Annotated in this window: 21 protein-coding genes; 14 read left to right on the top strand and 7 right to left on the bottom strand. The window is 67.1% G+C overall.

The genetic code is table 11. From position 1 onward, the window contains the following. Positions 1-139: 139 nt before the first annotated feature. Positions 140-394, bottom strand: coding sequence for a hypothetical protein (locus DVT68_RS11375; protein ID WP_114825163.1), 255 nt, complete (start codon positions 392-394; stop codon positions 140-142). Between the two features lie 189 nt (positions 395-583). Here DVT68_RS11375 and aroE point away from each other — a divergent pair, with 189 nt between their 5' ends. After that, the gene (gene aroE, locus DVT68_RS11370) at positions 584-1,414 is read left to right on the top strand and encodes a shikimate dehydrogenase (RefSeq protein ID WP_114825162.1); all 831 of its coding nucleotides are present in this window, start codon (positions 584-586) and stop codon (positions 1,412-1,414) included. Between the two features lie 43 nt (positions 1,415-1,457). Here aroE and DVT68_RS11365 read toward each other — a convergent pair whose 3' ends face one another. Further along, the gene (locus tag DVT68_RS11365; protein ID WP_114825161.1) at positions 1,458-2,213 is read right to left on the bottom strand and encodes a transporter; all 756 of its coding nucleotides are present in this window, start codon (positions 2,211-2,213) and stop codon (positions 1,458-1,460) included. A gap of 580 nt (positions 2,214-2,793) precedes the next feature. On the opposite strand from DVT68_RS11365, the gene DVT68_RS11360 reads away from it, so the two are divergent. From DVT68_RS11360 to DVT68_RS11350, 3 genes are all read left to right on the top strand, one after another. Then, positions 2,794-4,563, top strand: coding sequence for a peptide-N4-asparagine amidase (locus DVT68_RS11360; RefSeq protein WP_114825160.1), 1,770 nt, complete (start codon positions 2,794-2,796; stop codon positions 4,561-4,563). Between the two features lie 160 nt (positions 4,564-4,723). Further along, entirely contained in the window at positions 4,724-5,737 is a 1,014-nt protein-coding gene (locus tag DVT68_RS11355; protein ID WP_114825159.1) for an energy transducer TonB, read from the top strand. A 297-nt stretch (positions 5,738-6,034) separates the two neighbouring features. Continuing rightward, entirely contained in the window at positions 6,035-6,577 is a 543-nt protein-coding gene (locus DVT68_RS11350; protein WP_114825158.1) for a hypothetical protein, read from the top strand. A 4-nt stretch (positions 6,578-6,581) separates the two neighbouring features. Here the strand turns inward: DVT68_RS11350 and DVT68_RS11345 are convergent, their stop codons facing one another. From DVT68_RS11345 to DVT68_RS11335, 3 genes are all read right to left on the bottom strand, one after another. Beyond that, complete coding sequence (locus DVT68_RS11345) at positions 6,582-6,911, bottom strand: low molecular weight protein tyrosine phosphatase family protein (protein ID WP_114825157.1); 330 nt, start codon at positions 6,909-6,911, stop codon at positions 6,582-6,584. After that, on the bottom strand, positions 6,908-7,444 hold the full coding sequence (locus DVT68_RS11340) for a gamma carbonic anhydrase family protein (RefSeq protein WP_114825156.1): 537 nt from the start codon (positions 7,442-7,444) through the stop codon (positions 6,908-6,910). The genes DVT68_RS11345 and DVT68_RS11340 overlap by 4 nt, the downstream gene beginning before the upstream one ends. 132 nt (positions 7,445-7,576) lie before the next feature. Beyond that, the gene (locus tag DVT68_RS11335) at positions 7,577-9,292 is read right to left on the bottom strand and encodes a patatin-like phospholipase family protein (RefSeq protein WP_233523438.1); all 1,716 of its coding nucleotides are present in this window, start codon (positions 9,290-9,292) and stop codon (positions 7,577-7,579) included. A 151-nt stretch (positions 9,293-9,443) separates the two neighbouring features. Here DVT68_RS11335 and DVT68_RS11330 point away from each other — a divergent pair, with 151 nt between their 5' ends. The 10 genes from DVT68_RS11330 (at position 9,444) to DVT68_RS11285 (ending at position 19,947) form a co-directional block, all read left to right on the top strand. Next, the gene (locus tag DVT68_RS11330) at positions 9,444-11,486 is read left to right on the top strand and encodes a M3 family metallopeptidase (RefSeq protein WP_114825154.1); all 2,043 of its coding nucleotides are present in this window, start codon (positions 9,444-9,446) and stop codon (positions 11,484-11,486) included. Between the two features lie 57 nt (positions 11,487-11,543). Further along, positions 11,544-12,323, top strand: coding sequence for an exodeoxyribonuclease III (gene xth, locus DVT68_RS11325; protein ID WP_114825355.1), 780 nt, complete (start codon positions 11,544-11,546; stop codon positions 12,321-12,323). An 18-nt stretch (positions 12,324-12,341) separates the two neighbouring features. After that, positions 12,342-13,019, top strand: a complete 678-nt coding sequence (locus DVT68_RS11320) for a YecA/YgfB family protein (protein WP_114825153.1) — start codon at positions 12,342-12,344, stop codon at positions 13,017-13,019. Between the two features lie 170 nt (positions 13,020-13,189). Next, positions 13,190-14,023: a pirin family protein gene (locus tag DVT68_RS11315; protein ID WP_114825152.1), complete on the top strand. Its 834-nt coding sequence runs from the start codon at positions 13,190-13,192 to the stop codon at positions 14,021-14,023. A 964-nt stretch (positions 14,024-14,987) separates the two neighbouring features. After that, positions 14,988-15,446: an SPFH domain-containing protein gene (locus DVT68_RS11310; protein WP_114825151.1), complete on the top strand. Its 459-nt coding sequence runs from the start codon at positions 14,988-14,990 to the stop codon at positions 15,444-15,446. Positions 15,447-15,610: 164 nt separating this feature from the next. Next, a complete protein-coding gene (gene rsmG, locus DVT68_RS11305) occupies positions 15,611-16,258 on the top strand; it encodes a 16S rRNA (guanine(527)-N(7))-methyltransferase RsmG (protein ID WP_114825150.1) in 648 nt (215 codons plus the stop codon). 40 nt (positions 16,259-16,298) lie between these two features. Continuing rightward, positions 16,299-17,156, top strand: a complete 858-nt coding sequence (locus DVT68_RS11300; protein WP_114825149.1) for a ParA family protein — start codon at positions 16,299-16,301, stop codon at positions 17,154-17,156. A gap of 2 nt (positions 17,157-17,158) precedes the next feature. Continuing rightward, a complete protein-coding gene (locus DVT68_RS11295) occupies positions 17,159-18,031 on the top strand; it encodes a ParB/RepB/Spo0J family partition protein (RefSeq protein WP_199536026.1) in 873 nt (290 codons plus the stop codon). A gap of 682 nt (positions 18,032-18,713) precedes the next feature. Beyond that, positions 18,714-19,430 carry a glycosyltransferase gene (locus DVT68_RS11290; protein WP_114825148.1) on the top strand — a complete coding sequence of 239 codons (717 nt, stop codon included), beginning with the start codon at positions 18,714-18,716 and terminating at the stop codon, positions 19,428-19,430. Positions 19,431-19,578: 148 nt separating this feature from the next. Then, positions 19,579-19,947: a DUF488 domain-containing protein gene (locus DVT68_RS11285; protein ID WP_114825147.1), complete on the top strand. Its 369-nt coding sequence runs from the start codon at positions 19,579-19,581 to the stop codon at positions 19,945-19,947. On the opposite strand, the gene DVT68_RS11280 is transcribed toward DVT68_RS11285, so the two are convergent. Continuing rightward, positions 19,925-20,884 carry a patatin-like phospholipase family protein gene (locus tag DVT68_RS11280; RefSeq protein ID WP_114825146.1) on the bottom strand — a complete coding sequence of 320 codons (960 nt, stop codon included), beginning with the start codon at positions 20,882-20,884 and terminating at the stop codon, positions 19,925-19,927. The two genes, DVT68_RS11285 and DVT68_RS11280, sit on opposite strands and share 23 nt — an antisense overlap. Before the next feature lie 157 nt (positions 20,885-21,041). Then, the gene (locus DVT68_RS11275) at positions 21,042-22,025 is read right to left on the bottom strand and encodes a helix-turn-helix transcriptional regulator (protein WP_114825145.1); all 984 of its coding nucleotides are present in this window, start codon (positions 22,023-22,025) and stop codon (positions 21,042-21,044) included. Positions 22,026-22,139: the final 114 nt, after the last annotated feature.

The raw sequence follows: 22,139 nt of genomic DNA, 5'->3' as shown, positions 1-22,139 counted from the left end.
TCCATGGACTGCCGTCACGCCGGCGCCATCCGTGGCGCCGCTCCGGCGAGGCGCCCAGCCATCCCAGGCCATCGCCAGGAGCCCTTCATCGCGGCGCTCCGGCCGCGGCATCCACTGCCAGGTGAATTCGGGTGGGAGATCAGTTCCAGATCAGCTGGGCGGCGCGTCGGCGGCGCGGGCGCACCAGCGCCAGCAACTGGCGGGGCAGTCCGGGTTCCAGCGCCAGCAGCAACGCCAGCGGCGCGCCCAGCAGCCAGAACGCGGGCGTCCAGCCCAGTAGCGGGGTGTGCGTCGGGACCAACGTGGTCAGCAGCAACAGCGCGCCGGCAAGCAACCACAGCAAGGCGCCGCCGAGCAGGCGGTCGTGACGGGTGGTGTCGGTGGTCGGGCGCATCGCAGTCATCCGGTCGGTGGGTTGGCGCACAGCCTGCCGGGCCTCGATCTCAAAACCTGCGATGGCCTGCGGGAGCGCGCCGGCGGGACTGCCGCGGCCCCCTCTCCCGGGTCTGCAGCCGGGTAAGATGGTGGGTCAGGATAGGCCGGGGAACGCTGCCCCGGGCATCGACGTCCACAAGGAGCGCGCATGAATGCAGGAACGTTCGCAGTGTTTGGCCACCCCATCAGCCATTCGCTGTCGCCGCAGATCCACCAGGCCTTCGCCCGCCAGTTCGGCCTCGAACTGGAGTACCGCACGATCGACGCCGCGCCTGCGGATTTCACGGCGGCCGTACGGACCTTTTTTGCCGAGGGCGGCCGCGGCGCCAACGTGACCCTGCCGCACAAGGCCGCCGCTTTCGAGCTGGCCGACGAACGCAGCGAGGCGGCCGCCCGCGCGGGCAGCGCCAATGTGCTCACCGCGCTGCCGGGCAACCGGCTGGCCGCCCACAACACCGACGGCGCCGGCATGGTGCGCGACATCACCGAGCGTCACCAGGTCGACCTGCGCGGCCACACCGCCCTGTTGCTGGGCGCCGGTGGCGCGGCGCACGGCGTGGCCTGGTCCCTGCTCGACGCCGGCGTGGAGACGCTCACCATCGTCAACCGCACGCCGGAATCGGCCGATGCGCTGGCCGATGCGATCGGTGATCCGGCCCGCGCCCATACGCGCTACTGGGAAGACCTGGCCGACCTGGGCGCGTTCGATCTGATCGTCAACGCCACGTCGGCCGGCGTGCTCGGCAAGTCACTGGACCTGCCGTTCGCCATCGTCGGCAACCGCGCCCTGTGCTACGACCTCTCCTACGGCAAGGCCGCCACCGATTTCCTTGCCTGGGCGCGCACCGCGCAGGCGCGCTATGCGCTGGATGGGCTGGGCATGCTGGTGGAAACCGCGGCTGATGCCTTCGAGCTTTGGCATGGCAAGCGACCGGACACCAACCCGGTCTACCTGGCGCTGCGCAAGCAGTACGGCTGACCGCAGCCTCTGGCCGGCGACCTGCGGCCGGCCAGGCGCCTGCTCAGAGGTGGACCGTGGCCGACAACAGCATCGGCTGGTCGGTATGCCCGTTCGGCGCCTTGAATTCGTAGATCCAGCGGTACTGGAAATCGACACCGCTGCCCAGCCAGTGGCTGCTCCAGCTGATCTGCGGGCCCACGCCCAGGGACATGCCCGAGTTCGAATCGGTGCCATACATCCGGGTGGCCATGTAGGTCTCGGCCGTGTCGGGCTGCTGGATGGCGGCAGCCACTCCACCGTAGCTCCAGCCGCTCGGGTTCCGCTGCATGACCATCGCCTCGATGCGACCCACGGTTCCCTGGAAACCCTCCACCGCCGTCTTGCTGAAGCTGCCCACCGCGACTACCGTGGACGAGTCCCGGTCGGAAGACGATAGCTCCTGCGTGTAGGCCAACTTCGGCATCACCGTCCAGAGAGTGCTGCTGCGGGCGAGCATGCGGCGGTACCGGCCGGTGTTGGTCGGCACATTCAGTCCAAAGGACAGCGAAACGTGGTTGTAGGGGCTGATGCCATAGCTCGCCACCAGCGGTGTGACAGCCACATCGAAGTTGTCGCCGCCATCCCAGCGCTGGTGGTCCCAGGCGGTCGGCACGGTGCCGGAGATGGCGGCCGGCGCCACGTCGGGAACCGCCATGATGGTCGCGAAGCTCCAGCGGCCGGAGCTCCAGCCGGACAACTGCAGATTCGAGGATGACGCCTGATTTTGCCCGTCACTGGCTCCCGTTGCGATCAGGCGGGGATCGCTGAGCAGGTTCACGGGCAGGGTCGACCCGGGGGCATAGGACGCGCTCCCGGACCAGGATTGCGGCGCCCCTGACGCCGATAAACGGGCGGCCTGGGTCATCGGCACGATAGCCCCTGACCCACCGTTATCCTGATCCGCGGCAAACGCGGCGTTCGCTGAAGCCGAGGCCCACAGCAAAGCCGTGGCCGCCACAAGCAATCTTGGCGACATGGTCTTGCCCCCTAGGCAGGAGCTTTCGTGAATCAACGTATTCGCGCGCCCCTCCACGTGGGCCGGAAGCCCAGTCAGCGCAACGAATCATGCGGCGGCCTCGCGATGGCAAGCGTCCAAGCGAAGGGGCACGCACTCCGTCCAGGTGGAATTAAGACACGACGCCCGTCAATCCCGCGTGCATCGCGCTGAACGCAGGCCAACGCGAGCGTGAACGATCGAGTCGCGCGCGATCGCGCTGTCGACGCTGGCTGACGAACCCTTCACATCCGGCATCACAATTCGGGGCGATCAAGGCGCCCTCGGACGTATGGACGTCCGTCGTGAAATGGCCCGTGCTAGCCTGCGCGGCACGGGGGGCACATTACGGGGAGTGAACGTCATGGTGCCTGAGGGGTTTGTCCGCCATCGCATGGCGGTGGCCGTACTGTCTGGCTTGCTTGGCGTCGCCGCGGTTGCGCCGGCCGGCGCCGATCCGGTGATCGGTTCGAACAACGTGGTCGTGGCCGACCCGAGTGTGCCGCGACCACCCGGGCAGCCATGCGTGGTGACCTTGTTCACCAACGTGAGCTTCGACGATTTCGGCACGCGACCTTACAGCTACGCGCCACCCACCGGCTGCAGCGGAAGCTGGTCGAAGGTGGTGCTCGAGGCGGACTTCTCGGTCACCGCCGGCCGCCAGTACGACCGCACCGCCACGCTGTGGCTTGGCGGCGTGAACCTCTACTTCGGCACCACGGAGGAACCCTCCGCCAGCGTGTCGCCAGCCTGGCACGTGGAGCGTGACCTCACCGACTATGCCGCGCTGCTGCGCAACGCCGGGCAGGGCCAGGCCATCATCGGAAACCTGGTCAACAGCACCTACACCGGCGTAATCCATGGCAGCGCGCGGCTGCTGTTCTACCCGGCGTCTGCGCAAGCGCGCGCCGCGCAGAGCCCGGACATGGTGTTGGCGCTGGGCAGCGACCCGGTCGGCAGCACCACCACGCTCAACACGCCCACCGACAAGCTGGCGCGCACCGTGACCCTGCCGCGTAACGTCGAGCGCGCTTATCTCGACGTGTTCACGCAGAGCCAGAGCGGCGATGAGTTCTGGTACACCTGCGTGCCAGACGCCTACGCCAGTGAGGTGCAGGAATGCGGCGGCGGCAATTTCCGCGAGGCGGAGATCAGCATCGACGGTCAGCCGGCGGGCGTCGCCCCGGTGTATCCGTGGGTTTATACCGGCGGCATCGATCCCTACCTGTGGCGCCCCACGCCTGGCGTGCAGGCGCTCAATTTCATGCCCTACCGCGTCGACCTCAGCCCGTTCGCCGGCCAACTCAGTGACGGCAACCCGCACGAGGTGGCCCTGCAGGTGGCGGGCGCCCACGGTTACTTCTCCGCCACGGCGACGCTGCTGGTCTATCGCGATGCGCACGCCAGCCAGGTTTCCGGCGCCATCACGCGCAACACGCTCGCCAACCAGGCGCCCACGCCGGTGATCGGCAGCACGCTGGTCCAGGCCAGCAACGGCGACGTGAGCGGTGACATCACCACCCGGCTCGATCGCCATGTCGCGATCGAAGGCTATGTCGACACTTCGCATGGTCGCGTGACCCATGCGGTCACCCAGGACGTGGGCTTCGACGACCGCCAGGGCTTCACCATCAATGCCACCACCTATCAGCAGTTGACCTGGCAGCGCACCTGGTCGGACACGACCAGCGAAAGCCGCGTGGGCAAGCAGGTCACCGAAGAGCGTAGCGAGCACTTCGAGTATCCATTCACCCTCGACTACAACCAGGTGCTGCAGAGCGACGGCAGCATCAGCGCCGCCAGCACCGTGCACCAGGCTTACCGCCAACGCAGCGAGGAACGCCTGTCGGGCATGCGGGCGTACTCGGCCGACGTGCACAACCGCGTCGAGAGCGCCGATACGCTGGTGTTCGACGCCAGCGGCAACCTGGCCAGCCACAGCGGCCAACAGAGCGCACAGTCGTTCGACTTCCGCGATTCGCTCGGTGGCTGCTATCGCACCAGCCTCACTACCCAGGCCGGCGCGCTCACCGGCTACATCACCGGACAGGGCTGTCCCGGACATCAGAACAGTGTGTCCTGGTTCGCCCACCCGGATGGCTCGCCCGACAGCAGCCTCCGGCCCGGCCACTGAGCAACCGCATCACACGCGGCGGGGCGACGATCCGCCGCGTGTGATGGCCGTCACGAAAGTCCAGGGTAGGCAACCTCTCCGCAACATCGCCTCACTAAGCTGGCGCGCCCCGACGGAGCGCCAGTGCGCCCGCCCTTTTCCCCTCGCGTCTGGCTAGTTCATGTCCATCGCTGCTTCGCGTCGTGCCCAAGGTGTTGCCCGCTATACCTTCCTGATCGTGCTGGCGCTGGTATTGACCGGCGGCGCGATCATCTTCTGGCTGCTCAAGTCGCGCGCCGCACTCGACGATGCGGCGCCGACGGTGGTCGCGGCCGCCGGCCCGGTGATCCGCGCGGATGCCGGTGTCGACGAGCTGCTGCAACACGCTCACCAGGCCATGGCCGATCAGCGCCTGCTGGTGCCGGCGGGCAACAATGCCTTCGAGCTATATCTGGCCGTGCTCAAGCGTGATCCGGGCAACCGTGCTGCACAGGACGCGCTGCGCGAGATCTTTCCGTTCGCCGCCCACGCCGCCGAGCAGACCATCGACAGCGGTGACGACGCCGAGGCGCAGCGCGAGATCGAGCTGCTTGCACGAGTCGATGCACGCAATTACACGCTGACCTTGCTGCAGTCCAAGCTGCAGGCGACGCGCGATGCGGCGGCCCGGCAGCAAGAGGCCCAGCAGGCCGGCAAGCGGGAGACTGTCGCGACGGCTCGCGCGCCTGCACTGGCGCCGCCGCCCGCTCCTGCGGCGCCGGCGGCCGTCGCCCCCGCGCCGCCTTCACCCGCGGCCGTTCGGGCCACGCCGGCATTGACGCCGGGCGAGCAGGCCATTGCCCAACTGCAGGTCGAATCGACGTCGGTGGAAGCGGCGCCGCGCGCCGCCGTGCGTCCGAAGCCGGCGGCCATCGTCGACGCCAACGGCACGACGTTGCCCGTGCTGACGCATCGGGTCGAGCCTGCCTACCCGGTCGAGGCGCGCCGAACGCGCCGGCAGGGCTGGGTGGATGTGATCTTCACTGTGCAGCCGGATGGAAAAGTGGCCGGCGCCAGCGTCGCCGATGCCGACCCGAAGTTCGTGTTTGATCGCGCGGCGCTGGCCGCGGTGTCGCGTTGGCAGTTCATCCCTGGCGCCCAGGACGGCAGGCCGGTGGCGGCGCAGCTACGCCAGCGCATCGAATTCCGGCTCTGAGCAGGGCCGTCAGCGCGCGCAAGCTGTCACGGAGCAACGAGGAGGGCATCGGGCCTGCGCCCGTCGTCCGGCCGGCCACGGTTGGCGCTGAGGCTGATGGCGCCGGCGCGTACCCCCGGCGCCAGGGCGCCTGTGCAACCACTCCCTGAGTGGCGGCCGCCAAATGGACGTCCATACGCCCCGACTGCCTGGCGTCAGTCACATGACTGACACGATGTAACGTTAATGTGACAGTTCCGCCGGGAAGTCTGAGAGGCAGGTGTTCCAGTGCGCGGTTCCCCCGACTCAAGCGGTGCCATGTCTCGTTCTGCTACCCCTGCGCCACGCCAGCGCGCGCTCATCGCCGTTTCCCTGGTCGTGCTGGCCGCGCTCGCCGGTGGAGCCTATTGGTGGCTGCACGGCCGCAACGCGGGCAATGCGGCGGCAACGACCGCCCAGGACGCGGGGAGCAAGGACGACAGCGGCGTCTCCATCCTGCTCGACCTGGCCAAGACGGCCGTGACCGAGAAGCGACTGGTGGCGCCGGCCGGCAGCAATGCCTACGAGTTCTACCTCAGCGTGCTGCAGCTCGATCCGCAGAACAAGGTCGCACTGGAACAGTTGCACGATTCCTTCCCCTCCGCCTCGGCGGACGTGGAGCGGTCGATCAACGACAACAGTCTGGACGAGGCGCAGCGCGAGCTTGCATTGCTGCGCGAATTCGACAGCACCAACTACATCCTCTCGCTGCTCGGCGGCAAGCTCGACGCCCAGCGCCAGATCCAGATCCACCAGGATGAGGCGCGCGCCGCGATCATCCAGGCCCAGCAATCGGCCGCGAATGGCGGCTCGATGCTCTGACGCGCTAGCGCAACAGCGGACCGGCCTTGCGCAGCAGCAGCTCGACGAGTTCGGGCTGCATGAAGGCGTAGCGATCCGGAATATCCAGGCATACGACGCGCTTGCCGCGCAGCCGCGCCCCATGGCGCACCTGCAGCCTGCGTCGTTGCGAAGCTTCCATCACCACGATCAGCTCGGCCCAGTCCAGCTGCTCTGGCGAGAGCACCGTCTCCGCATCGTCCGCCAGGCCTGCCGAATCGACCTCCAGTTCCGGCCAGGCCGCAAAGACGGCGGTGGCCGTTGGGCTACGCAGTCGATGACGACTGCACAGGAACAGCACGCGGCGCGGCTTCATTGGGCGGCGAGGTACTCGTCCTTGAGGCGCACGTAGTGGTCGGCCGAGTAGTGCAGTTGCTCGATTTGTTTGTCGGTGAGCACGCGCACGCGCTGGGCCGGATTGCCCACCCACAGCTCGGCCTCGCCCACGATCTTGCCCGGCGGGATCACGCTGCCCGCGCCGACGAAGCCGTGCTTCTTCACCACCGCGCCATCGAGCACCACCGCGTGCATGCCGATCAGGCAGTAGTCCTCGATGGTGCAGGCATGCAGCACCGCGGCATGGCCCACGGTGACGCCTTCACCGACGAGCGTGGGCTTTCCGCCCGGCGTATAGGGACCATCGTGTGTGACATGCACGATGGCGCCGTCCTGCACGTTGGTGCGGGCGCCGATGCGGATGAAGTTGACGTCGCCGCGCAGCACGGCGCCCGGCCAGATCGACACGTCATCGGCCAGTTCGACATCGCCGATCACGCTTGCCATCGGGTCGACGTATACCCGCTGGTGCAGAGTGGGCCAGATGCCCTTGTATTTGCGTAGAGGATCCATCGCCCTATGGTACCCGCTCGCGCGAACCCCTGTAGGAGCGCACGCTGCGCGCAATAGGCAGGCGCCGCGTCGAAGCCGTCCTCTCACACCCACCGCAAGTGACAGCGCCGCAGTCGCGTACAGCGTGCGTTCTTAGGGCAAAGCACCCTCTTCCAGCAGCTTCCGCGTATGCAGGTAGCCGGCTTCGATCGCGCGCTGCCAATCCTTCCAGTCCAGCATGCCGATGTGGTCGAGCGGTGGCGTGAGCAGCAGGTCGGCGCGCTCGCGCCGATGCTCGCTGGGCCCCTCGCTGTTGACCATCGCCGCACGCACCAGCGTGGACACCAGGCCGGGGCGCTGGATGTCCTGCCGTCGCAGCAGCAGCTGCCACCACGGTGGGGTGGCGAACTCCTCGGCGGTGGTGAGCAGCGAAATCTCGGCGCGGATATCGATGGCGGTGATGTGCGCGATGCCATCGTCCGCCATCACGTCGGTCGGCAGGTTGTCGACCAGCGCGCCGTCCACGTATACGCGCCCCTGGTGCAGCACCGGCGGCAGTACGCCGGGGATCGCGCTGGAGGCGCGCAGCCACAGCCATAGCGGTCCGCGCCGGTGCACCACCATGCCCTCGCCAGACAGGCAGGTGGAGACGCAGAAGAACGGCAGCAAGAGATCTTCGATCTCCAGCGCGCCGAACGAGCGGCGCAACATGGCGGCAGCGCGGCGACCACGGGTGAGCGCCACCATCGGCAGCGTCCAATCGGACAAGGGGCGGCCCTCGACAAAATCGCGGTGGAACGACTCCACCATCGCTTCGAGCTCCCAGCCCGCCGCCACGCCCGCGCCGATGATCGCGCCGATGCTGGTGCCGCCCACCGCATCGAACTGGTGGCCGGCCTCGTTGAGCGCGCGCAACGCGCCGAGGTGCGCCACGCCACGGGCGCCGCCGCCCGCAAGCACCAGCCCTCTCGCATTGCCGCTGACCAGGCGCGCCAGACGTGCAATGTCGGCGCGGCCGCCCACGTGGTGATGGTGCAGCTCGCCACTGAACTCGGCCCGCCAGCGCTGCGCGGCGCCCAGCTCGGGCTGGCGTCCAGCGTGCAGCAGGATCAGGTGGCGCTGACGATGGCCGGCGCGCGAAGGGTGCATCGGCGTGGCCTCCGGCCACGGCCTCGCCGGCTGCGCGGCCATCGCGGGCAGCAGCAGCACGTCGGCCTGGCGCACGCAGCGCTGCCGCCACAACGGATCGCCGGTGCTGTCCAGGTAGATCACGAAGCGCGCCTGCGCCTCGCGTTCGGCGAACCAGTCGCTGCCGCGGCCGGCGCCGTGCTCGGCGTCGATCACGATGCAATTGCCCCAGTGCTCCAGCTCCATCGCCAGCTGCATGGCCAGCGAACGCGCCGGCACCTCGGGCGCCGCCGGAAGCAAGGCGAAGGTGCGTGGCGCATCAGGTCCTTGCTCGCCCTCAAGGCGCTGCTGCATGCGTGCAATGGCCACTTTCGCCACGCCAAGCATGGCTTGCGGGTGCTGGCGCGTCACGGCCTCGAACGCCGTGCGGCCCAGCCGCAGCAGTTCGCTGTCGCGCAGCGCCCGTGCCGTGTACTGGCGACCCTCGCCGGTGATCAGGCCGACCTCGCCCACGCTGTCACCCGCCGCCACCAGTCGCACCCACTCGGTGGGCCCGACGAACACGCCCAGGCTGCCGCTGACCACCAGGTACAAGGCGTCGGCCGGGTCGCCCTGATGGAACAGGGTGCGGCCACCGGGTAGCGAAAACCATTGGAGTTCGGAGGCCAGCGCGGCGAGCGCCTCGTCCTCCAGATGCCCGAACACGTCGCTTCGACGCAGCAGGGCGGAGAAATCAGGCATGGGCATGGCGCGAGGGTAGGGGCGCGATATGACAATTCGTCAGAGCGCGCCAACCCGATCAAGTTTTCCGGCTTGATTTCGTCTGTGGCCGTCGCCACGCTGGCGGCTGCCCGCAGGCGCGCTTCCGGCAGCCGGGCGTTCAGGAGAGACCATGGAACACCAAAATCCGCTACTGGCCGAAGACGCTCTGCCGGCGTTCTCACAGATCCGGCCCGAGCACGTCACCCCCGCCATCGACACCCTGCTGGCCGACTACCGCACCGGCCTCGAAGCGGTCACCGCGCCTGGCGCGCCTCGCGATTTCGCCAGCGTGATGCTCACCCAGGAGCGCCTCGAGCAGCGCCTGGCGCGCGCATGGGCGCCGGTCGGCCACCTGCACTCGGTGGCCGACAGCGAAGCGCTGCGGCAGGTCTACGGACCGTCGGAAGAAAAGCTCACCGACCACGCCATCGAGGTGGGCCAGAACCGCGCGCTGTACCAGGCCGTGCAGGCCCTGGCGGATGCGCCTGACTTCGCCGGCCTGCCGCGCCCCGAGCGCGCGCTGGTGGAGCATGCGCTACGCGACTTCCGCCTGTCGGGCGTCGCGCTGGAGGAGCCGGCGCGTTCCCGCTATCGCGAGATCGGCGTGGAGCTGAGCCGCCTGTCGACCGAATTTTCCAACGCCGTGCTCGACGCCACCGACGCTTGGCACGAACACATCACCGATGAGCGCGATCTCGCCGGCGTGCCCGAATCCAGCCGTGCGGTGCTTCGCCAGTACGCCAAGGAACAGAACCTCGACGGCTACCTGGTGACGCTCAAGCAGCCCAGCGTGCAGGCCGTGCTCACCTACGCAGACAACCGTGGCCTGCGCGAACGCGTGTACTGGGCCTACCAGACGCGCGCCTCCGACCAGGGTCCGCAGGCTGGCAAGTTCGACAACAGCGAGCGCATCGAACGCATCATGGCGCTGCGCTACGAGGCGGCCCAACTGCTCGGCTTCGCCAACGCGGCGGAGGAATCGCTGGCCACCAAGATGGCCGGCTCGCCGGCGCAGGTGCTTGAGTTCCTGCGTGACCTGGCCTCGCGCGCCAGGCCGGTGGCCCGCGAGGAGCTGGCGCGTCTGCGTGAGTTCGCCACCAATGAGCTCAAGCTCGACAACCTTGAATCGTGGGACGTGGGCTACGCCTCGGAGAAGCTGCGCCAGCAGCAGTACGACCTCGACGAAGAGCAGCTCAAGCCGTACTTCCCGCTGCCTGCGGTGATCGAGGGTTTGTTCGGCCTCACCCAGCGCCTGTACGGCATCTCGCTCAGCGAGCGCGAAGGCGTCGACGTGTGGCATCCGGACGTGCGCTATTACGACGTGCGCGATGCCGATGGCCGCGTGTTCGCCGGCGCCTATGTCGATCTTTACGCGCGCACCGGCAAGCGCGGTGGCGCGTGGATGGATGTGTGCCGCGCCCGTTTCCGCGATGGGGACAACGAACAATTGCCGGTGGCCTTCCTCACCTGCAACTTCGCGCCGCCGACCGAAGGCCGCCCCGCGCTGCTCACGCATGACGACGTGCTCACCCTGTTCCACGAGTTCGGGCATGGCCTGCATCACCTGCTGACCGAGATCGCGCTGCCGTCCATCGGCGGCATCGATGGCGTGGAATGGGATGCCGTGGAGCTGCCCAGCCAGTTCATGGAGAACTTCGGCTGGAACCGCGAGGCGCTGGACCTGTTCGCTCGCCACTATGAGACCGGCGAGCGCCTGCCGGATGAACTCTTCCAGCGCATGCTGGCGGCGCGGCATTTCCATGCCGGCCTGTTCCTCGTGCGCCAGCTGGAATTCGCCATGTTCGATTTCCTGCTGCACCTGGAATACGAGCCTGAGCGTGGCGCGCGCACCATGGAAGTACTGGAGGAAGTGCGCCACGACGTCGCGGTGCTGCATCCGCCGGCATGGCAGCGCTTCCCGCACGCGTTCTCGCACATCTTTGCCGGTGGTTACGCGGCCGGTTACTACAGCTACCTGTGGGCCGAGCTGCTGAGCGCCGATGCGTTCGGCGAGTTCGAGGAGCACGGCGTGATCGATCGCCCCACCGGTGACCGCTTCCGTCGCGAGATCCTTGCGGTGGGCGCGAGCCGTCCGGCACTTGAAAGCTTCATCGCCTTCCGCGGTCGTTCGCCCGAGCCCGAAGCCCTGCTGCGCAGCCACGGCCTGGCCTGAGTCCTGCCGCCCGCCGCCCCACGGGGCGGCGGTGCGGTCATGGCTTACAATGCGCACATGAAAATCGCCTCATGGAATGTGAACTCGCTGAAGGTGCGCCTGCCGCACCTCACCGAGTGGCTGGCCGCCGCGAAACCCGACGTGGTCGCGTTGCAGGAAACCAAGCTGGAGGACGCGAAGTTCCCGGTGGATGAGCTGGCCGCCGCCGGCTACCGCGCGGTGTTCTCCGGCCAGAAGACCTACAACGGCGTCGCGATGCTGGCGCGCGCCGACGTGCACGACGGCTTCGCCGATGTTGTCACCGATGTGCCGGGGCTGGACGATCCGCAGCGGCGCATCCTCGCCGCCACCGTGGGCGGTGTGCGCGTGGTGGACTTGTACGTCGTCAACGGCAAGGCGGTGGGCGACGAAAAGTACGCCTACAAGCTCGACTGGCTGGCCAAGATGCGTGAGTTCCTCGCTGGCGAAATCGAGCGCCACCCGAACCTGGTGGTGCTGGGCGATTTCAACATCGCGCCAGACGATCGCGATGTGTATGACCCTGCCACCTGGGGCGAGGACATCCTGTGTTCGCCGCCCGAGCGCGAAGCTCTCAAGCGCATCACCGATCTGGGCTTGCACGACAGCTTCCGCCTGTTCGAAAACGGCGGCGAACACTTCAGCTGGTGGGACTATCGTCAGGGGGCGTTCCGGCGCAACATGGGCTTGCGCATCGACCTCATCCTGCTCGGCGACGCGTTGAAGCCCAAGGCCACTGCAGCAGGCATCGACCGCACGCCACGCACATGGGAACGACCCTCCGATCACACTCCGGTGACGGTGGATCTGGATATCTAAGGCAAAACAGGCAGCTGGATGAATACACCCAAGACCGACTGGCCCAGTTCGCTGGACGACCGCGAACTCGAGGAACTGGACCAATACCTGCGTGCCCATGTCGGCGATGGCGACCTGTTGCTCGACGGCGTGCATGGCCTGCTCTCCGCGCTGGCGGTGGGCCCGATCCAGGTGTTGCCCGAAGAGTGGCTGCCCGAGGTGCTGCATGAGCCGTTTGCCGACGAGGCCGAAGGCAACCGCGTGCTGGCCCTGCTGGCCAAGCTCAACGATTCGATCAACGCCGAGCTCGATGTCGATGCCTATGAGCCGATCCTCGGCGAAGTGGACACCGACGCGGGCCCCGTGCTTTCCGCCGCTGGCTGGTGCGAAGGCTTCAGCCGTGGCATCGACCTGCGCGCCGGCCTGTGGGAGAAGCGCCTTGCGGACGACCCGCAGCTGATGGAGTTGCTGGGCCCGGTGATGGCGCTGGCGGTGGACGAGGGCATCCTCAACGCCGACGCCGAATTCGAGAAGCTCAGCGATGATGAGTACGACGAGTGCCTGGCCCAGGTGCCGACCGTGCTCGGCGCGGTGAACCAGTACTGGTCCGCGCATCCGGCCACTGAGGCGGAGATCGAGGCCGCCGTAAAGACCGAAACCGTGAGCGACCCGCAGACGCCGCCACCGCGCCAGCGCAGCGGACACTGGGTGCATTGAGAGCAGAATTGAGGAGCGAGTAGTGAGGAAATAGGGGGCCCTACCTTCACCTCCCACTCCTGTCTACTCACTCCTCGCATTACGCGAACAATCCGTTCCGCGCCCGTATCTTGGGTCCGGCGTGGCGTAGCGCCATCATGGTGGGCAGTCCAAATCCTTGGAGGCACGCCATGACCGAACGCAACATTCTCCGCCGCATCCGCGGCATCGATACGTCCGATGGCGCCGGCGTGCGGCTCAAGCGCGTGATCGGCCAGCCGGGCCTGGACATGCTCGATCCGTTCCTGCTGCTGGACGAATTCCGCTCCGACCAGGCGGGCGATTACATCGCCGGTTTTCCCGAACATCCGCATCGCGGCTTCGAGACGGTGACGTACATGCTCGCGGGCCACATGAAGCACCACGACAACCACGGCAACAGCGGCGACCTCGTGCCGGGCAGCGTGCAGTGGATGACCGCAGGCCGCGGCATCCTGCATTCGGAAATGCCCGAGCAGGAAGACGGCCTGATGTGGGGCTTCCAGTTGTGGGTGAACCTGCCGTCGAAGGACAAGATGATCGCGCCGCGCTACCAGGACATTGGTCCGGATCGCATCCCGGTGGTTCGTCCTGCGGAAGGCGTCGAGGTAAAAGTGATCGCCGGCGAGTTCGGCGGCGTGACCGGCCCGGTGGCGGAGATCGTCACCCAGCCGATCTATCTGGACATCGCCGTGCAGCCGGGCGCCACGATCACCATTCCGCTACCGGAAGGTCATGCGGGCTTCGCCTACGTCTTCGACGGCACGCAAGCGCAGGTGGCGGGCGAACCGCTCGCGCGCAGCGAGCTTGGTGTGCTCTCACGCAGCGGTGAATTGCGCATCGCCGGACTCGATGGCGCTGCTCGGGTGTTGCTGGTGGCGGGTCATCCGCTCAATGAGAGCGTCGCTCGTTATGGACCGTTTGTGATGAATACGCCTGAGCAGATTCATGAGGCGATTGCGGATTTCCGGGCGGGCAAGTTTTGAGTTAGTGCGGGGTGGTTGGTTGTGGCTGCCCCGCTAGCTTCGTACCGGGCGCCAAATTCGAGCCTCAGATCTTCCTACTTGTCATCCCAGCGAAAGCTGGACGGAGCGCGAAGCGCGCAGAACGCCCGCAGGGCGGCCCCGAAGGGGCGAGCGCAGCGAGTCATCCAGTGACTTTGGCTTTTGGCTCCGTGATCGGCGTTCCCGCCAGCGTGCCGCCTACGCGGCGGGCGTTTCGATCGTCTGCCGACGCTCGAGTCACTTTTCTTTTGCTGGCCCAAAAGAAAAGTAACCCAAAGAAAATGGCCTGACAGGCTCGCAGCGATATGCGGGATACAAGCCTGGTGAACTGGTGCCAGCCGGATCGGCTTCGTGCTACCTCAAGGACTGCGGCTACCTCGCAACGCGCCATGGCGCAGAGGGGGCGCAGCGCTGCCTGGCATACAAGCCCGGATGACTGCGGCAAGCAGAATTCGTCGCGTGCTACCTCACGGACAGAGGCTATCCCGCGGGGCGTCGTCGTACAGAGGACTTAAAGCGGGGTGTCTGACACGCCGCGCTGCACCGCTCTTTGCTCCCTCTCCCCGCCGGGGAGGGGGTTGGGGTGAGGGGTCAATCTCGCGTCAGTTCCCCTAGTGACCTGCCCGCCAGCAGCGATGCTGCCCCGAGCAAACCCAGTTCTTCGGGCGCGGCCCGACAGTTCCAACTCCGGCCCATTCACGGCCCCCTTCCAACCCCCGGCCAACCAACCGCCCCCGCCTCTGACCCCCATCTGGCCCGGTCAATGCATGCCCCACCGTGCCTGCCGAAGGGTTCACAAAATCAATGGTCTAGCCCTTCGGTTGGCTTGTAAAAAGGCCTTATCCGGGCGTTAAATCTAGATTAATCCAAAGGGGCGCAATCGGCTGTAATATCAACCTACAGTCTTTTGCGAAGAGATCGCATATAACTAGTTGTATTTATTGCCATGAATGCCCTGATTATTCTCGTTGTCCTGGCCTTGATCGCGATGTTCGCCACCGCGATCAAGCGTGTGCCGGCCGACCAGGTGCATAGCCTTTACCGACGTGGCCGGCCGTATCGCCTGCTGCAGCCGGGCTTTCATATGACCCTGCCGCTGATCGACCACGTGGCCCATCGCATCAACCTGAGCGGTCAGGTGCTGCGTTTCCAGGAGCCGCTGCCGAACCAGCATGACGTGCGCGGCACGGTGTACTGGCAGGTGCTGGAGCCGGAGCGGGCCGATGCGGTGATCGAGCAGGCCGACCAGTTGATCCGCGGCGGCGCGCTGGCGGCGCTGCGGCAGGAGCCGGAGGCCTATGAGGTGGATCGCCGCGACCTGGGTTCGCGCCTCAAGCAGAGCATGAACGGCGCGCTGCGCGAGCGCGGCATGATGGTCACGCGTGTGGAGCTGGAATTCGCCTGATCCGGTGTGCTGCCGGTCAGGCCATGGCGAAGGTTGCCCCAAGAGCGCCCGCCACAGGGGAGTCCCTTGAAACCCGCTACGGCGGGTTTTTCTTTGCCTGTGTGCTGGCATCGTGGGCGGCAGGCCCGGATACTTGCGCCCCTCGCTTTCCCAAGGCATCGCCCATGAGCTCCCGTCACGACCTGCAAACCCGGCTGGAACACGGCATCGCCGCGCTGGGCCTGCAGTTGCCGGATGGCGCGGTGGAGCGCCTGCTCGATTACCAGGCCCTGCTGGCGCGCTGGAACGCCACCTACAACCTCACCGCCATCCGGGACCCGGCCGAGATGGTCAGCCGCCACCTGGTCGATTCGCTGGCCATCCTGCCTTTCGTGCAGGGAGAAACGCTGGCGGACCTGGGCACCGGCCCCGGCCTGCCCGGCATCCCGCTGGCCATCGCCGCGCCGCAGCGGCAGGTGTTGCTGGTGGATTCGAACGGCAAGAAGGTCCGCTTTCTGCGCGAGGCCATCCGCTCACTCAAGCTTGAGAATGTGCGCGCCGTGCAGTCGCGTGTGGAAGAGGTGGAAGGCCAGTTCGACTGCATCACCGCCCGAGCCTTCGCGAGCCTGCAGGACATGTTGGACTGGGGTGGTCATCTTTTGACCAACAGCGGCATCTGGCTGGCCATGAAGGGAAAACACCCGGAGGAGGAATTGCCCGGGGTGCCGGCCGGCTTCGAGGTGCGCGCGATCCATACGCTGACCGTGCCCGAGGTCGGCGGCGAGCGCCACCTCGTGGTGATCGGGCGGGCAGGCGACCAAGCGGGCTGCTAATCTAGCCCCCTTTTCCAACGTTCACGGTATCGACGACACCATGGCTCGCATCATCGCTGTCGCCAACCAGAAGGGCGGCGTCGGCAAGACCACTACCGCCGTCAATCTCGCTGCCGCGCTGGCGGCCGCCAAGCGCAAGGTGCTGCTGGTCGATTTCGACCCGCAGGGCAACGCGACCATGGCGTCGGGCGTGGACAAGCACGAAGCCAAGCCCAACGGCTGCGAGGTGCTGCTGGACGAGGCGCCGATCGAGCAGGCCATCGTCCGTACCGAGGCCAACTACGACCTGCTGCCGGGCAACGGTGACCTCACCGCCGCCGAGCTGAAGCTGATGGATGCGATCGCGCGCGAGAGCCGGCTCAAGGAGCAGCTGGCCAAGATCGCCGACCGCTACGACACCATCCTGATCGACTGCCCGCCGTCACTGCACCTGCTCACGCTCAATGCGTTGACCGCGGCTCATGGCCTACTGATCCCGGTGCAATGCGAGTACTTCGCGCTCGAGGGTCTCTCCAGCCTGCTCGACACGGTGAAGGCGGTGCGCCAGCGGCTCAATCCGACGCTGGAGATCGAGGGCCTGCTGCGCACCATGTACGACGTGCGCAACAACCTGGGCAACGAAGTCTCGGCCCAGCTCACCACGCACTTCGGTGACAAGGTGCTGCGCTCGATCATCCCGCGCAACGTGCGCCTGGCGGAGGCGCCCAGCCATGGGCAGCCGATCCACCTGTACGACCGCAGCTCGCGTGGCGCCATCGCCTATATCGGCCTGGCCGGCGAGATGATCCGCCGCGAACGCGGGCAACAGGCCGCACCTACAGCGGGCCATGACGACACCGCCCACACCGAGCTAGCCGACGAGACCCTTGAGGACATCGTCGACCTTCATCAGGAGTAAGCATGTCCGCAGCGAAAAAACGGGGCCTGGGACGCGGGCTCGATGTTCTGCTGGGCGCCGCCGACGAACCCGGCAAGCCCTCGGTGCTGGAACAGGAAGGCGAGCTGCGCACGCTGCCGATCCAGCAGATCCAGCCGGGCAAGTACCAGCCGCGCCGCCACTGGAACGACGAGGCGCTGGACGAACTGGCCGCCTCCATCCGCGCGCAGGGACTGATCCAGCCGGTGGTGGTTCGCGCCATCGGCAACAACATGTTCGAGCTGATCGCTGGCGAGCGCCGCTGGCGCGCAGCGCAGCGCGCGCAGATGTCCGAACTGCCGGTGCTGGTGAAGGACGTGCCGGAAGTGGCCGTGCCGGCCATGGCGCTGATCGAGAACATCCAGCGCCAGGACCTCACCCCGCTGGAAGAAGCCGACGCGCTCAAGCGCCTGATCGATGACTTCGACCTCACCCATCAGCAGGCCGCCGATGCGGTCGGTCGCTCACGCGCCGCCGTGTCCAACCTGCTGCGCCTCACCGAGCTGCCAGTGTCGATCAAGCGCCTGCTCGACGAGAGCAAGCTGGAAATGGGCCACGCCCGCTGCCTGATCACGCTGCCGGAAAGCATGGCCGAAGGCCTGGCGCTGGAGGCCTCTCGCCGCGGCTGGAGCGTGCGCGAGCTGGAAGAGGCCGCCCGCCGCGCGCAGACCGCGCCCAAGGGCAAGGCCAAGAGCGCACCCGCCCGCGATCCCAACGTCGATGCGCTGGAGCGTGAGCTTGCCGAGCGTTTTGCCACCCGCGTCGAAGTGGCCCACGGCCGCGGCGGCAAGGGCAAGCTGGTAATCCACTATCACAGCAATGATGAGCTGGATGGGATTCTGGGGAAGATTCGCTGAGGGGCTAGTGGGTGAAGGCCTGTCGAGGCTTGGAAGTGGTGACCGGGGCTAGGCCGACCCCTCTCCCCAGCCCTCTCCCTCAAGGGGAGAGGGAGCAAAGTGCGGTGCAGCGTGGCGTGTCAGACACTCCGCTTTAAGTCCTCAGTACGACGCCGCCCCGCGGGATAGCCGCGGTCCGTGAGGTAGCACGCGACGAATTCGGCTGGCCGCAGTCACCAGGGCTTGTATGCCATGTAGTGCTGCGCCCCCTCTTCGCTACGGCGCGTTGCGGGGTAGCCGCTATCTGTGAGGTAACACGTCACCGATCCCGCTCGCCACAGTCGCCCGGGCTTGTATCTCGCATATCGCTACGAGCCTGTCAGGCCATTTTCTTTGGGTTACTTTTCTTTTGGGCCAGCAAAAGAAAAGTGACTCGAGCGCCGGCAGGCGGTCGAAACGCCCGCCGCGCAGGCGGCAAGCTGGCGGGAACGCCGATCACGGAGCCAAAAGCCAAAGTCACTGGATCCCAGCCTTCGCTGGGATGACGAGTTGAAAGACCGAGGCAAAGGGCCGTCACGCACCGGGTGCACGCCCACTGCGCACGCCCGGCGCGACAAACCCCACCCCTGACGCCAAGCCCTCCACCCACTAGAATGGCGCCCTGGCGCGAAAGCGCCCCCTGCTTCAGATAAGGCCCTCCTCCATGCCACAACTGTCCGTCGTCGTGCCGGTGTTCAACGAGCGCGACAACATTCCGCCGCTGCTGGCGGAGATCGCCGCCGCCCTGCGTGGCCGGATCGATTTCGAGATCGTCTACGTGGACGACGACTCCAGCGACGACAGCGTGGCGGTGCTTGCTGCAGAGAAGCCGAGTTATCCGGAGCTGCGCATCGTGCGTCACCTGACCCGCAGCGGGCAGAGCACGGCGGTGTGGAATGGTGTGCGCGCTGCGCGCTCGCCGTGGATCGCCACGCTCGATGGCGATGGCCAGAACGATCCGGCCGACATTCCCAAGCTGCTCGCCTCGCGCGACAGCGCGCAGCCGGGCGTGCGCCTGTTCGCCGGCTGGCGTACCACGCGCCGCGACAGCTTCAACAAGCGCATCTCCTCCAAGATCGCCAATGCGGTGCGCTCGCGCATGCTTCAGGACTCCACGCCCGATACCGGCTGTGGCCTGAAGCTGTTCGATCGCGAGGTGTTCCTGCGCCTGCCCTACTTCGACCACATGCACCGCTATCTGCCGGCGCTGGTCAAGCGCGCGGGTTTCCAGAGCACCAGCGTGCCGGTGGGCCATCGCCCGCGCACGGCGGGCACCTCCAAGTACGGCATGCTCGACCGCCTGTGGGTCGGCATCGCGGATCTGCGCGGCGTGGCCTGGCTGATGCGTCGTGGCAAGGTGACCCAGGTCGAGGAGATCTGATCTCTCCCCGATTCCTGTAGAAGCGCACGCTGTGCGCGACCGATGCGCGTCGTCGACGACGATGTGCCGGTAAGGGGATGGCGGCTCGTGTCGACGCGTTTTTCATCGGCGTATGCTGATGATCCTCGCTTTGGGAGACCGCCCGCCCATGAGCATCGCCGTCAAGCGTGTCTACGAACCCGTCGCCAAGAGCGATGGCTATCGCGTGCTGGTCGATCGCCTGTGGCCGCGCGGCCTGACGAAGGAGGACGCGGCGCTCAACGAATGGCCGAAGGAGCTGGCGCCCTCGTCGTCGCTGCGCAAGTGGTTCGGCCACGACCCGGCGCGCTGGGAGGGCTTCCGCCATCGCTATGCATCCGAGCTCGATGACGTCGCCGAGTACTGGCAGCCGCTGGCCAGCAAGGCCGCGCACCGGCGCGTCACCCTGCTCTACGGCGCCCGCGACGAGGATCACAACAACGCGGTGGCGCTGAAGTGCTACCTGGACGCGTGGCTCAAGGTGCACGGTCCCCATTGACGCGGCGGCCCGGCTGCCAGGCTTCAAGCGTGCGGCGAGCCTGCATGCGTCCCTGCTCGATCAATTCCCGGGCGCGATAGAACTCATAGACGCTGGCCACATTGCGCGGCAGGCGGATCAGCAGATCCGGCTCGTAAGCCGCCAGACGCAGTCGTGACAGGTTCGCCTGCATGAGGTCCATGGCCTGCGTGAGCAGCTCCAGCATGCCAGGTTCGCGCGGCTTGTCGGTGGCCAGCGGCATCAGCTTGGCCACGAAATCACTGATGCGCGCGGCGTAGCCCTCCGAAGTCGCCGACGGCTCGGCCGGCGCTTCCTCGGGCGTGGTGTTGTCGGGTGGACCGTCCACGCTCACCGCGAACAGGTAGTCGGCGGGCTCGCGGATCAGCGGCGTCACCGGCACCGGATTGAGCAGGCCGCCGTCGACCAGCCGCCGGTCGGCCATCACGTGCGGGCGGAACACCGTGGGGATGGCGATGGAGGCGCGGATCGCGTCGAACAGCGAGCCGCGGGCGAGCCACACCTCGCGCTCGCGGTCGAGGTCGGTGGCCACGGCGGTGAAGGCCAGCGGCAACTCTTCGATCTGCGCGTCGCCAATCAACTGGCGCAGCGTGTCGATGATGCGCTCGCCCTTGATCAGGCCGCCGCCGGACAGCGTCCAGTCGACTAGCTTGAGCACGTCGATCCGCGCCAGCGAGCAGACCCAGTCGCGATACACGTCCAGTTTGCCCATGGCGTAGACGCCGCCGATCAGCGCGCCCATCGAGGTGCCGGCGATGGCGACGATCTCGTAGCCCTGCGCCTCGATCTCCTCGATCGCGCCGATATGCGCCAGCCCCTTCGCGCCACCGGAACCAAGTGCGAGCGCCACGGTCGGTTTGCGGATGGCTTCGCTTTTCGTTGCCGGCAGGGAGGTCTGGGTGATGTCGTTACGGCTCATGGAACGCGCAGCGCTGCAAAGGGTCGGGCCCTTAGCCTCGCCCGGCTACGGCGTCGTGGCAAGCGCTGAGGGCGGCGCGAAGCATGATCGACCCGGCGTCGCTCGCCGGGATGCGGCATGCGTCAACGATGCGGCGAGCGGCGTTGCGCGAACGTCGCTACTTCACCGGTTGCTGATAGCCGCCGAGCGCCAGCTGCAGCTGGATCTTCAATTCCTCGCGCAGCGACAGCGGCGCGACGACTTCTGCGTCCGGACCGAACTTGAGCACGTCCATCAGCAGCTCCTTGGAATTGGAGTACGGCACCTGCAACTCGTAGCGTCCGTCGGTCAGCCACTCGCCCTTCTGCTGCGAATGCCAGTGCTCGTCGGCAACCCAGCGCGCCGCGTGTTGCGAGAAGCGGATCGTCGCCCACGCCTTCGGCGCGCCTGCAAAGATGCCGTAGCTCGACGCCAGTGCGGCGTTGAGTTCCTGTTCGGGCACGTCGCGCGCGGCTTCGTCGAGCGCCTGCGGCTCGGCGATGCGATCCGCCGCGAAGCTGCGCAGCGCTTCGCGGTCGTGGTCCCACACGTCCAGGTACCAGTTGTCGCGATAGTGCGTCAGTCGCTGCGGCGACACGCGGCGCAGGCTGTCGCTGTTGGTGGTGCGTGCGCGGTAGCGGAAGCGAAGCTGCTTGCGCTCGAGCACGGCGCCGGCGACCACGCGGAACACCTGCTGGTCGAGCTTGCGCTCGCCCCAGGCGATCACGCGTATGCGTTCGATCGGCAACGCCTTGCCACTGCCCTGGTCGGACAACAAGTGCTCGATGCGCGCCTTGAACGGCGCGAGTGCGCCGGCAAGCACGCCAGGACCACTGCGCCCGATCAACTCGTTGAGCGCCAGCAGCGCCGCGAGTTCGTCGGAGGTGAGCCACAGCCCCGGCAGTTCGAAGCGTTCGCCCTCGCCGGCCGCATAGCGGAAGGCAGCGTGATCGCCGCCCGCACTTTCGATCGGGGCGCCAAGTGCATCGCGCAGGAACGCCACGTCGCGATACAGCGTCGCGCGCGAACACTCCAGCTCGTCCATCAGGCGTGGCAGGGGCACGGGATAATGCGCCGACTTGAGCAGTCGGTGCAGGGTGAGAATGCGCTCGTAACGATCCATGAAATGACTTTCGACGGCAGCCTCCGCGTAGCATGCGCACCGTTGGCGACTGCCGCAAGTACAACCTACGGCGGAAGTGGGTTCCATCACGCGATGATCATGCACTGGTGATCC

The organism is Dyella solisilvae (genome assembly GCF_003351225.1).
In the GTDB taxonomy this organism is placed as follows: domain Bacteria; phylum Pseudomonadota; class Gammaproteobacteria; order Xanthomonadales; family Rhodanobacteraceae; genus Dyella; species Dyella solisilvae.
Note: the sequence above shows the minus strand (reverse complement) of the source record. Positions and strands in the feature narration are given on the sequence as shown.